Genomic DNA, 11,398 nt, shown 5'->3' with positions numbered 1-11,398 from the left:
GCGGGAGGTTTGAGCTTTTATTAAGGATTATTTTCCACCGAAGATGCTATTATGCCATCTGTAATTTTTCACCTGCCTGTTTCAATTATTGAATTTCGGCAAGCAAAGACTCATTACGCTCAAAATCATATAAGGTAAGGCGGCGTATTCTGTAATAAGCGGACCAGAAGCTTTCAAGGGAGCTGATATAGCTGCGGGTGGCCTTATCTCTCTCTTCAGTGGCAACATTCAAATCCAACAGGCTCAGTTGTCCTTTTAGGTAGCGGGCCCTTGTAAGGTTGTAGCGTTTCTCAGCAATTTCATTGGCACGTTTTGCTCCTGCCATTTGCTTTCGAAGCACCCGGAAACGTTTAACATTGAGGTAAATCTCCTGGTCGAAGTTTACCCGCTGTTGTTCCACGTTCTCTTTCACCAGTGTTTCATTTGCTGTGGCAGTCCCTAGCCTGGAGGCTGTCCGGCCCCAGTCCATGACTGGCATATTAAAGCCAATCCGTACACGCTGTTGCGGGGCAGGCTCCTTATACACTTCCTGAAACTCCAGTGCCTGCTGGGTAAGCCCGAACGAAGCAAAAAGGTCGGCTGTGAAACCAGTTTCTCCCTTGGCCTGTGCTACACGCCTCTCTGCCTCCAGTATTTCTCTTTTATAGCCAATTATTACCTGGCGGTTTTTATGAGCCTGCTCCAGAGCGATTTCTTCATCTACTTCAAATTCAGGAGTTGCATCAGGTGGAATCAAAGTGATGGGGTAATTATCGGTAATGCCTAGAAACACTTTTAGCCTTAGTGTATTTGCCTCTACATCCAGTATTGCCTGTTCCAGATTTTGTAAAGAGTTCAGAAGCGTCAATTCCATCTGCAACAGTTCATCCTCCTGAATTTCATCTTCCTCATACCGAACTTCCGCTATTTTGTAAAGGGTATCATTGTTGGCGACATTTTTCTCGGTTATTTGTAAACTTATCTGGCTTAGCAGGAGGTTAAAAAAATGGTCAGTGGTGGCGCTGGAAATATCTTCCATTTCTTCCCAGAAGTCCCGTTTAGCCTCTTCAAACCGGAGCGGAGCAATCTTTCTGTCCCATGCACGGTTATTAAACCCAAAGATTGGCTGTCTGAGCGTAATGGTGGCTGGGATGGAAGAGTACCTTGTCTGGTTTGATTCTGCCTGGAAGTCATCGAGCCGCTTTAGCTGCGTGTTGATAGAGATATAACCGCCGGTAGGCCATATCTCCTGGCCAAGGGAAAGCTGAAGAAAGGAGTTGGCATTATGGGTGTTAATAAAAATGAGGCTTCCTGTGTCGGTTATTCGCGGATCAATAGTTCTGTTATATTCTGGTAAAACCCCACTCAGGTTCAACTGCGGATAGAAATTAGAGCGAAAAGTCTTATACTGCCATTGCCGGTTTTCGTACCGCACGGAGGCACTGCGGTAGCGTGGGGAATTTTCCTTTGCCAGTTGTACGGCATCAGCAAGTGTTAGTGTACGGGTAAAGGGAGCATCCTGAGCCTTAACCGGAAAAATGGCAGCTATAAATATGAGCAGTTGCAGAAAAGGGTAGAAAACTTTATTCATTTTAATAGTACTGTATCTAAAAATTCATTCTGGCAAAGCCTTTCAAGTATTGGCAGGTGGCCTTTTCCAGTATTAGCTGAAACTTAGAAAGGGAGATAAAGGCATGGACATGCCATCATCAAGGCAGCCAGAGGATCATATAAGGCAATTTAATTTTTTTTTAAAGAGAAAGCTAGTTCATGTAAGTGAGTGCATGCTCTAAATCTTGCTTTACTACGAAATTCTTCGATTATAGGACGTGATAGCGCTTTTCCTCAGTAAAATAAACTCATATTTCACCACGTAGGTTTAGTTTAGCAGAAATGAACAGCCATTTATGCTATTTTACCGTACCCATCGGTAAAATCTCCGTAACATAATAAAAACGCTATATGACATTTCACTCCACCAACCAGCAAGACCTTCTTTTTGATGCTGCCCGCAAAGGGGATGTTGATTATCTGAATCAACTGATAGAAGAAGGAGTCGATATCAATGTTCAGAACGCCAAAGGCTTCACACCATTGATATTAGCCGCCTACGATGGGCATGTAGAGGCAACCAAAGTATTATTAGGAGCTAAGGCTGATCCCAATGCGCAGGATGTAACAGGCAATACCGCCCTGATGGGAGTTAGCTTTAAAGGCTATCCGGAGGTAGCCACGCTTCTAATAGACAATGGAGCTGACCTTAATCTACAGAACGGGAACGGAGGTACAGCACTGATGTTTGCAACTTTATTCGGCAGAAACCAGCTGGTGAAGCTTTTGCTAGAAGCAGGTGCAGATACAAAAATCCAGGATGTCCGTGGTCTGTCAGCAATTGATCTTGCCTACCAGCAGGGTAATGATGAAGCTTTGGAGCTTTTCCGTGTGCACGGAGAGGGCTAATCTTCAATGTAGCTCTACCTGACTTTTGCTGTGCAGCCTGCCTGATGACAGGTTTACATTGCATCCTATGGCTTTCCTTCAAAGGTTCCGTCTAGCTACCTATAGGTGCTAGACGGAATTATTTTTCAAGGGAGATATTCAATTTTACTTCCCCGCTGTCTCAGCTCTACATTCGCTTCTGCAACATCAGATACGAAGTCATTCCCGTGCGTTCTTTCACCCAGGCAGCCTCTCCTTGTCACCTTATTGCTTCTGGCACATTTTCTTTCAACAAAACTTGTTAAGGGTGGCGCTGCGTAAGCCATATTAACAAAGCAAGCATTTTCTATGATCAAAAAATTACTCATTCCCTTTCTTCTCATTATTACAGCAGGGTGCCAGAACAGAAGCTTAGATGAAGTGGGTCTCATCACAGATAAGGCGATGGTGGTGTCGGCGCATCCGCTTGCCTCGTCGGTGGGGAATGAAATTATGCTGCGTGGGGGCAATGCTGTGGATGCCGCCATTGCGGTGCAGTTTGCTCTTGCCGTGGTATACCCTGATGCAGGAAACATAGGTGGCGGTGGCTTTCTTGTTTTACGCCAGCAGGACGGCAGCGTCGATGCACTGGATTATCGTGAAGAAGCACCTGGAGACGCTCACCGGGATATGTACCTGAATGAGGAGGGAGAAGTGATAGAGGACTTAAGTGTAAAAGGCCATTTGGCAGCAGGTGTGCCCGGCACAGTAGACGGCATGGTGCAGCTGCACGAAAAGTACGGTACCATGCCCTGGGAAGAACTGGTGCAGCCGGCAGTGCTGTTGGCTGCCAACGGCTTTCCGCTGACAGCAAAGGAAGCAGAAAAGCTGAATGAGAATCAGGATGATTTTATCACATACAGCACCCGCCGACCGGAGTTTATTCTGAAAGACAATTGGGAGGAAGGGGATACCCTCCGGATACCAGACTTAGCCAAAACCCTTGCAAGGATAAGAGACCAGGGCAGGGCCGGGTTCTACGAGGGTGCCACGGCGCAGTATATAGTGGACGAGATGAAAAGGGGAGGAGGCATTATCAGCAAAGAAGACCTGGCAAATTACCGCGCCATCTGGCGGGAGCCGCTTACAGCCAAAGTCGGTGAACACAATGTTATTTCTATGCCACCGCCCTCCAGCGGTGGAATTGCACTGATACAGCTTTTAACTATTTCAGAGGATTATCCAGTCGATGAGTGGGGCATAAAAACGACTGAAACCGCTCATTTTATGATAGAGGCTGAGAAACGAGTGTATGCTGACCGGGCAAAGCACCTGGGAGACCCAGACTTTATTGATGTGCCGGTAGAGGGCCTGCTGGAGGAGGCTTATATTAAGAGACGGATGCGTGATTTTTCGATGGATAGTGACACAGACAGCGAAGAGGTATATGCCGGGAAGCCAGCTGCTTACGAAGGTGCCCAGACCACGCACTACTCCATTGTGGACCCGATGGGAAATGCAATATCCGTGACCACTACCTTAAATACTAATTTCGGTGCGCTGGTGTTTGTGGATGGTGCTGGCTTTCTGCTGAATAATGAGATGGATGACTTCAGTGCAAAGCCCGGTTACCCCAACACCTACGGATTAATCGGAGGAGAAGCCAATGCCATTGCACCAGGCAAGCGCATGCTAAGCTCCATGACGCCGACTATACTGGAAAAGGATGGAGACCTGTATATGGTAGTGGGCAGCATGGGTGGTTCCACCATTATCACCACAGTATATCAAATTATATTAAATGTGATAGCGCACGATTTACCGATGCAGGGAGCCGTAAATGCGGGCAGGTTTCATCACCAGTGGGAGCCGGATTGGGTGCTATCGGAATTGGGTGCCCTGGGACCCGGTACAGGGCTGCAACTTTGGTTAAAGGGGCACAAGATAGCACCCAATCCGAGAGGAATAGGAAGAGCCGCCGGAATCCTGGTGCTGCCTGATGGAAGAATGGAAGGAGGTGCTGACCCAAGGGGAGATGATGCCGCCGCTGGTTTTTGAGTGATAGATTGGTGTATTTACAGTAGGGGGGACTTAAGGGCACAAAAAACTATGCAGGATAGAGAGCTTGGGTTTGGGCTACCACGCCCAGCTCCTAAGAACATTATAAGCCCTATCTTTGTAAACACAAGCATTAGCTTTACCACATAAATTCAGGCATACTATGTCATTTTCATCTTTAGGCTTATCGGCGCCTTTGTTAAAAGCCGTAGACGAGCAGCAGTACACACAGCCTTATCCGGTACAAAAAGAAGCAATACCAGCCATACTAAAAGGAAGAGATGTGCTGGGCATAGCGCAAACCGGCTCTGGTAAAACTGCTGGCTTTGCTTTGCCTATTCTGGAGATGTTCCAGGGGAACAAGCCGGTGAATAACAGGTATGTAAATGTCCTGATTCTGGTGCCGACAAGGGAGTTAGCGATTCAGATACTGGAAGTATTCCAGGCTTTTAACGCGAAGCTGCCACAGAAAGCCAAAATCCAGGCGGTGTATGGGGGCGTTTCCATTAACCCGCAGATGATGCAGCTTAGAGGCACTGAGATACTGGTGGCTACTCCTGGTAGACTGCTTGACCTGGTCGACCATAACGCTGTGAAGCTGTCGGAGGTAGAGACATTGGTGCTGGACGAAGCAGATAAAATCCTGAGTTTAGGGTTCAAAGAGGAAGTGGACAAGATTTTTGCCCTGTTGCCTGCGAAGCGCCAGAATGTTCTTTTCTCAGCCACGCTGGGCGAAGACGTAGAGGGATTGGTTTCAAAGATTCTGTCTAATCCCGTCAAAATTCAGATAGAGGAAGAAGCTACTGTTCCCGAACTGATCAAACAGGTGGCCTACAGTATCGCCCCGGAGAAAAAGGGACCACTGCTCAGGTACCTGATTAAGACCGGCGACCTGCAGCAGGTATTGGTTTTCGCATCTTCCATCAGGACGGCGAATAACGTAGTGGGCAAATTGTCGAAGCATGGGATTGATGCCGCTGGTCTGCATGGGGAGAAGAGCCAGGGTGCCCGAACGGAGGCATTGAAAAAGTTTAAAGCCGGTAAACTCAGGGTGCTGGTCGCTACGGATTTAGCCTCCCGGGGTATAGACATTAAATTCCTTCCTCATGTTATCAACTACGAATTGCCTCGCTCCCCAAAGGATTACGTACACAGAATCGGCAGAACAGGAAGGGCTGCATCGGAAGGCGAGGCAATATCTTTTGTTACACCGGATGATGAGCACCACTTTAAGATAATCCAGAAGAAAATGGGGCAACGGGTTCCCAGGATTGAAACGGAAGACCTTGATTTGTCTGGTTATTGATAAGGCAATTCCTGATAACACCAATACCGCCAGACCTGGATATCATAGCTGTCATTTAGAACAAGGAGAGAACACACAACAGCAGCTAAGGTACGTTAACAGGAAGTTCAGCTGCTTCATTTGCGTTCATCGTCATACTTCAAATCTCAAAGCATGAAAGCTAACTATACACTACAGGATAACCCGCTGGTCGATGGAATAAAAATCATCGGGATCGGCAAACACGGGAGTAAGCCTTTACCAGAGTCCTTACTACATAAAATTGCGGAATATCTGAAAGCTGAAGACTACGTTGTACCAATCCAAAAAGGGGCCTTTTATGGTGCTTTACTTGCCAAAGGACCTACGCAAATGGAACAGGAACTACTGTTGCCTTCTGATGGAGATGTTGCTGCCTTTGATGTACGCCAGCTCTATGACACACTTTGCGCTGACTCACCCACAGAAATGAGGGAGATAGGGGTGAAGCTGTTGCAGAAAGAAACATTATCAGAAGCTGAAGCAGAGAAGTTGGGCCACTATATCTTTTCCGATTTTCCTGGTGAGACTTTCAGAGGAATGGCGGCCAGTATGATGCGTATCCGCTACGAGACTGATGAAGAATACCTGGGCCTGCTGAATGCGGTTGTCGCTACGTATACTCCAGGCTTTCAGGAGCCAATAGCTATTCCAGAAACCACTATTCAGTTAGCAGAGCCTTTTGACGGAGTAGAACACTCCTATATGATAACGCCTTTACTGGCTAAAGCTTTACAGGAAGCCGGATATCGGGTGGTTGTAACCATGGGTAGATCGGCAGGTCCTAAACTTGCCTTGAACACACTGGATTTATACAAAGGCCTTGACAGTACATTAATTCAGAATACAAAGGAGCTAAAAGGAGATACACCGCAATTTGGCTGGGCGCTGGACCAGAGAGCGCTTTCTCCTGCTTTAGACAAATGGGTTGATCGAAGAAGGACTATTTTCAAACGCCCATTCCTGGCGACCTTGGAGAAAGTACTTAACCCCTTCCAGGCAGATATTCTGATTACTTCTGTCTTTCATATTACTTATATGCAGAAGATGGTGACGTTGGCTGATATGGCTGGTTTTAGAGGCGTGATTGTTTTGAAAAGGGGGCTGGAAGGAACGCTGGCACCATCTTTAGCCAAGGCAAGTGGTATTTTATGCGCTGCCCGCCAGCCGGATGGTGCCTTTGTAACAGAAACCTTTGAAGCCGATGATGAACGCTTTTCTTCATTCCGTGCAGAGGCAGATGATAAAGTAGAGCCACTTCAATTAGAGGAAAACCTGCAGCTCATCCGGCAGTATGCAGCACAAGGATATACGGCTAATGAAGATTTCAATAAACGGGTTGGGCTGGCTGTTGCACTGTTTTCAACCGGCCTGGAATGGCTTCAGGAGAAAATGCACGTGAGATAAATATTCGAAGCTTAAAGCACACTATTTGAGCCTGCCATCGTATAGCTGTCCGGCAAGAAATATAAAAATGATGATGAGAATACTACAAGGCGGAGCACCTAAGTGCGGAAACTTCTGGCTCTATCAAATTATCCAGCAAATCCTGACCAGGACGGGCCGGGATACAGGCAGTTTTATACAACAGCACCCCATTTACGAACTTGCCAGGAACTGGGACCTGAACTACCCCAGCCAGGCCAGCATTGATGTGCTGGAGATAACGGACCTGCAATACAGCTACCGCATCAGCAGCATATTCAGAATGCCCATCACAGATATCCAAAGCTACCTCTCCCGTACAAATCATGTCTGGACACATTCCCCTGTCTGCAAAAGAAGCGGAGAACTGCTGGACCTGTTCGACAAGAAAGTATACATCATCAGAGACTCAAGGGACCGGGCCATATCAGCCTCTAAATACTACTGCTCAGATTACATGCTGAAGTATTACCCCCAGGAGGAAAAGGACCCGCAGCAATTCCTGGAGAAAAACTTCGAAAAGCTGATGCAGGAGTGGGTGTGGCATGTGTTCGACCACCTTCGCCTGAGCCGCAGGTACAACATCCACATTGCTTTTTATGAAGGCTTCCTGCTCGATTTTCAGCAGGAACTGGGGCGGCTGCTGGATTACCTTGACATTGACCTGAACCAGGCCCAGCGAGATGCATTACAGGAAGCCATGAGCTTCGCTACCCTGAAAAGCAAAAATCCAAAGCACCTGAAGAAGGGCCAGTCCGGCTATTGGATGGACCAACTGAAGGATGAACAAGTTGAGAAAGCAGATATAATAGCGGGTCCTCTGATCCGATTCCTGAATTATCCGGAGCAGAAGGGGCAGCCAATGACATTTTCCACAGAGCCCGACCACCACCAGGATTTTGATCAGCTGAAACAGGAAATCATCGCTTCGCAGGAAGTGCTGTATACCTGATTTAAGCTACCAAACGCCCAACTGCCTGCCAACCGTTTTGAGCTGTCCGATATGATAGCCTGTATGGTGTAGCGTAGTCATGGCAGCCCAGGAGAGGGTTAAGCCATTTGCCTGTTTCTGGAATAGCTGTGTCTCAGGATCCACCACAATCTGCATCATTTCCTGCAGTTCCGCTTCATATTGACTGATGGCTTCCTCCCATTCGGCCTGCGTTTCAGGCACGTGGTTTTCAGGCCAATGCGCATCCGGCCATACATCCAGGTAGTTTTCCGGATCTTTCATGAAGTTGAGCAGCGTGTGCTGCCGTGCCTTTATGTGTCCCAAAAGTACCCAGGCAGAAAAATGCAGCCCCTCCAGCATGATTCCAGCCTTTCTGTAGTCAAATTCCTTTAGGAGGATAACATTAGGAGCAAAGCCGCCTTTGAGTAATTCCACCAGCTGTTCCCTCACAATATTTTCTGCGTTTTGATCAAGAGTCATTTAAATTCTTTATAGCTCTATGAATGTTCTTTATGCTTTCAAAGGTTCTGAAACGGCTTTACAAGCATAAAGTTGACCTGTAGTAGTGCAGTAGATTTTAAGGGGGATGCAGAGAGTCGCTTTTAAAGAAAGAATAAAATATGCGATATAGTCCCAGCGGGACGACCTGTTGATAGCTAGCTCAACTTAAAGTACTCTTAGCTCCAGAGGAGCGGCCTGTTTGTGAAAAATATACAGGTCGCTCCTCTGGAGCTATAGAAGTAGTTGGACGGATTACTATCAACAGGTCGTCCCGCTGGGACTTATCACCTGCCACAATTTAGGTTTGCAAAACGTCAATCAACAGCAAGTGAAGTGGTGCTATAGCTTTGAACTGTCAAATTGTTCCTCCCCACAACTCAGGAGGTAGATATTAGGTTACCTGATGGGTCTACTACTATATCCCCGGTTTGTGTATTTTTCGTTTCCCTTATACTCTTAAGCATGAAACAAGCGTTAACAATTGCAGTTATATTGAACAGTGGGATGATGAAAACGACTGGAACTACATTATACCCTAACAGAGCCATAGCAATCACCTTCGCTGTTAAGGCCGTCATCAGGATGGAGAGGAAAACAAGGTAAACGGGTGCCAGTACATAACCGATTGCCTTCTTCTTTACCAGTAACAGACCTACGACAAAGGCAGCAGGTAGCAGAATCCCCAGGTCCAGGCCCTGCACTACCAGTGTGGTATAATGTTCTACCTGTATGGGAATAACAGTACCATCAAAAAGTGGAGGTACTACAATGCTTAGCCAAAGTGCCCCGATGGCTAATGCGGTAAACATCAGAAAGCCTCCTGCAAACTTTACAGGTGCGTTATCAGCAAAAGAAGGGCGAATAGTGTCTGTACGGAAGGCACGCAGCGAAAGCAGAAAAGCAAAGAAGCTGGAAGCAAGCAGGATGACGTACGCCAGAAAGAGGGCATTATACATTCCCATAACCATGTAGAACAGGTACGTTACCAGGAAGTAACCTAAGGTGCCACTAAGGAGAAACATGCCTTTCAGAGACCCCTTCCTGAACAGCAAGAGTGAGAGCAACAGCAAAGGAATGCCTACTGCCAGGGTAACCACATCCTGGGCAATACCCTGTGGGGCCACCTCCGCGGACATATGCTGGTACAGTCCTTTTCCATAAATCATTACTACCTGCCCGTGAATGGAAGTATACTCATATACTCCCGGACCCTCATCAGAAAAAATCCCGGTTGCTGTAGCTACCAGTGCTAACAGCGTAATGAGCAGCACAAGTACAGTGATTGTTCTATCCGTTTTCATCTTAATTCTCTTTTATACTATCAAATAAATATTGCTGTGATTCTTTTTATGATATAAGCTGCGTTACATGCGCATAAAACCAGACAGCAGATTAAGTGGCTATATATCAATAGTATAAAGATAAAATTATTAAGGGATCTTCAGAATGACACAAATCATTTTCCCGACTTATTTCTGTCCTGTGAAGGAGCAAACTCCTTGTTTATGTTTGAGACAGAATTAAATATAGCCTGATGTTAACGACTCCCCGGAAGCACAAAGGCCTGAGCAATGTAAGTTGATGAAGATCAATATTTCTGCTGATGTGCATCATCTCTGAAGCATGCTGTTAAATGTAGCTTTGTGTTGTAAACCAGCTAATTAAGGATGCGGCTGTAGAACATTAAACTTTAAATAGGGAAATTATGAGAACGATTTTAGTGCCCACCGACTATTCTCAGAATGCACACAATGCCTTGCTTTATGCCATAGAACTGGCAAAGGCAACAGAGTCAGACATTGTGCTGTTTCATGCATTCTATAAGCCGCTATCTTACCCCTACCACATAGATTTCTCTACAGTAGTGCATGAGCAGGAAAGAGAAAAAGTAAAGAAGCTGGAGACTTATGTGCATGAGGCCAGGGAGTCGTTATTTAAAGACTTTTCGCTCCGCTTTCTTACCACAGTTCCCACAGGTGTAGAAGAGAGAAACAAACTGCAGCGAACCAAAAGCGGGTATCATGCCGTCGACATACATAATCCGGCAGCTGAAAAAGCGAAGCTGAAAATAAAGTGTGTGTGCAAGTATGGGTTTGCCTTCGATGAAATTCTGAAAGCCGTTAATGTGCATCAGGCAGACCTGGTGGTGATGGGAACTAGGGGAGGAGGAGCGATACAGCGGGCTTTGCTTGGCCGCACGACCATTGCCGTTATGCGGGATGTGCATGTGCCTGTACTGGCTGTTCCACAGAATGCGATAAAGGGTTAGAGTCAATCGTTTTTGCCTCTGACCTATCCAAATTGCCATCTGCCCAGGTATTTAATGCGCTTCGTGTTTTTGTAAAGGCGTTTGGTAGCAAGCTACAGGTATTGCACTTGTATAGCAAAGACATGCGGCATGACCAGCAGGACAATGCCTTAGCTGCTTTAGACACACTAGACAAGCACCTGCACGACATTGACTATGATGTTATTTTCCAGCAGCGGAACGACGCAGCCGAGGCTATCCAGGAGTTTGTGCACGAAAAGCATGCGGAGCTTCTTGTACTAATCCCTCAGAAGCACTCTTTCCTGGAGAACATCTTGAATAAGAGCATCACACAGCGAATGATGGCGAAAGCTTTTGTCCCGCTGCTGGCTTTACCTTCTGTTAACATGCAAAGTAATAGCGCTCTATTAGAGAAGCTTACCGAGGTTCAACTTTGATATAGCTGAAAGATTCCAGAAATTTTTACCCGAAC

The 11,398-nt window shown here is 46.6% G+C and carries 10 protein-coding genes; 7 read left to right on the top strand and 3 right to left on the bottom strand.

Translation table 11 applies throughout. The annotated features are described in order from the left end of the window. Window positions 1-85 precede the first annotated feature (85 nt). Window positions 86-1,570, bottom strand: coding sequence for a TolC family protein (locus DXT99_RS02955; protein ID WP_115564030.1), 1,485 nt, complete (start codon window positions 1,568-1,570; stop codon window positions 86-88). 371 nt (window positions 1,571-1,941) lie between these two features. Here DXT99_RS02955 and DXT99_RS02950 point away from each other — a divergent pair, with 371 nt between their 5' ends. The 5 genes from DXT99_RS02950 to DXT99_RS02930 all read left to right on the top strand — a co-directional run bounded on the left by DXT99_RS02950 (window position 1,942) and on the right by DXT99_RS02930 (window position 8,156). Then, the gene (locus DXT99_RS02950) at window positions 1,942-2,439 is read left to right on the top strand and encodes an ankyrin repeat domain-containing protein (protein WP_115564029.1); all 498 of its coding nucleotides are present in this window, start codon (window positions 1,942-1,944) and stop codon (window positions 2,437-2,439) included. A gap of 327 nt (window positions 2,440-2,766) precedes the next feature. After that, a complete protein-coding gene (gene ggt / locus DXT99_RS02945; RefSeq protein WP_115564028.1) occupies window positions 2,767-4,455 on the top strand; it encodes a gamma-glutamyltransferase in 1,689 nt (562 codons plus the stop codon). A 163-nt stretch (window positions 4,456-4,618) separates the two neighbouring features. Then, a complete protein-coding gene (locus tag DXT99_RS02940; protein ID WP_115564027.1) occupies window positions 4,619-5,761 on the top strand; it encodes a DEAD/DEAH box helicase in 1,143 nt (380 codons plus the stop codon). 153 nt (window positions 5,762-5,914) lie between these two features. Beyond that, window positions 5,915-7,186: an anthranilate phosphoribosyltransferase gene (locus DXT99_RS02935; protein ID WP_115564026.1), complete on the top strand. Its 1,272-nt coding sequence runs from the start codon at window positions 5,915-5,917 to the stop codon at window positions 7,184-7,186. A gap of 67 nt (window positions 7,187-7,253) precedes the next feature. Beyond that, a complete protein-coding gene (locus DXT99_RS02930) occupies window positions 7,254-8,156 on the top strand; it encodes a sulfotransferase domain-containing protein (RefSeq protein ID WP_246000420.1) in 903 nt (300 codons plus the stop codon). Window positions 8,157-8,162: 6 nt separating this feature from the next. On the opposite strand, the gene DXT99_RS02925 is transcribed toward DXT99_RS02930, so the two are convergent. Together DXT99_RS02925 and DXT99_RS02920 are read right to left on the bottom strand one after the other, a co-directional pair. Further along, window positions 8,163-8,636 (bottom strand): hypothetical protein, encoded by a 474-nt coding sequence (locus DXT99_RS02925; RefSeq protein ID WP_115564025.1) that lies wholly within the window; start codon window positions 8,634-8,636, stop codon window positions 8,163-8,165. Between the two features lie 398 nt (window positions 8,637-9,034). After that, a complete protein-coding gene (locus DXT99_RS02920) occupies window positions 9,035-9,958 on the bottom strand; it encodes a hypothetical protein (RefSeq protein WP_181885010.1) in 924 nt (307 codons plus the stop codon). 404 nt (window positions 9,959-10,362) lie between these two features. Between DXT99_RS02920 and DXT99_RS02915 the strand changes: the two genes are divergently transcribed. Further along, entirely contained in the window at window positions 10,363-10,926 is a 564-nt protein-coding gene (locus tag DXT99_RS02915; RefSeq protein ID WP_115564024.1) for a universal stress protein, read from the top strand. A 122-nt stretch (window positions 10,927-11,048) separates the two neighbouring features. After that, window positions 11,049-11,363, top strand: a complete 315-nt coding sequence (locus DXT99_RS02910; RefSeq protein WP_115564023.1) for a universal stress protein — start codon at window positions 11,049-11,051, stop codon at window positions 11,361-11,363. The last annotated feature ends 35 nt before the right edge of the window (window positions 11,364-11,398 follow it).

Origin of the sequence: Pontibacter diazotrophicus, assembly GCF_003367245.1 — a bacterium.
GTDB classification, from domain to species: domain Bacteria; phylum Bacteroidota; class Bacteroidia; order Cytophagales; family Hymenobacteraceae; genus Pontibacter; species Pontibacter diazotrophicus.
This window is presented reverse-complemented; position numbering and strand designations above follow the sequence as displayed.

Coding starts and splice junctions, on each gene's coding strand:
- DXT99_RS02955 (WP_115564030.1), bottom strand. CDS start 1,570: ATGAATAAAGTTTTCTACCCTTTTCTGCAACTGCTCATATTTATAGCT.
- DXT99_RS02950 (WP_115564029.1), top strand. CDS start 1,942: ATGACATTTCACTCCACCAACCAGCAAGACCTTCTTTTTGATGCTGCC.
- ggt (WP_115564028.1), top strand. CDS start 2,767: ATGATCAAAAAATTACTCATTCCCTTTCTTCTCATTATTACAGCAGGG.
- DXT99_RS02940 (WP_115564027.1), top strand. CDS start 4,619: ATGTCATTTTCATCTTTAGGCTTATCGGCGCCTTTGTTAAAAGCCGTA.
- DXT99_RS02935 (WP_115564026.1), top strand. CDS start 5,915: ATGAAAGCTAACTATACACTACAGGATAACCCGCTGGTCGATGGAATA.
- DXT99_RS02930 (WP_246000420.1), top strand. CDS start 7,254: ATGATGATGAGAATACTACAAGGCGGAGCACCTAAGTGCGGAAACTTC.
- DXT99_RS02925 (WP_115564025.1), bottom strand. CDS start 8,636: ATGACTCTTGATCAAAACGCAGAAAATATTGTGAGGGAACAGCTGGTG.
- DXT99_RS02920 (WP_181885010.1), bottom strand. CDS start 9,958: ATGAAAACGGATAGAACAATCACTGTACTTGTGCTGCTCATTACGCTG.
- DXT99_RS02915 (WP_115564024.1), top strand. CDS start 10,363: ATGAGAACGATTTTAGTGCCCACCGACTATTCTCAGAATGCACACAAT.
- DXT99_RS02910 (WP_115564023.1), top strand. CDS start 11,049: ATGCGGCATGACCAGCAGGACAATGCCTTAGCTGCTTTAGACACACTA.